The 235-nt window shown below is 44.3% G+C and carries 1 riboswitch.

Annotated elements, in window-relative coordinates:
• Positions 1–6: 6 nt before the first annotated feature.
• Positions 7–150, bottom strand: a riboswitch (cyclic di-AMP (ydaO/yuaA leader).
• Positions 151–235 lie beyond the last annotated feature (85 nt).

Here is a 235-nt window from a genome sequence, read left to right as displayed (position 1 = left end):
ATGAAAAGCAGACCCATCCACTGCTGACGAGGTTAGCTGACGGACTCGGGTAAGATGGTACCCTACATTCAAATGCTCAATGATTCGCCCCAATTAACTGGTTCCCCCGCTTTTCAACTGTAAAAGTTGGAAATTAAGCGTAGATAAAGTATACCCTATGAAGTTTTAAAAAGTCAAAAGAGAAGCCTAGACCCAGCTTCAGCTGCTAGTGGAACTTCCTCCTAGCAGTTTAGGC

It is taken from the genome of Mediterraneibacter sp. 210702-DFI.5.30, assembly GCF_020560115.1.
Classification (GTDB): Bacteria; Bacillota; Clostridia; order Lachnospirales; family Lachnospiraceae; genus Mediterraneibacter; species Mediterraneibacter faecis.
This window is presented reverse-complemented; position numbering and strand designations above follow the sequence as displayed.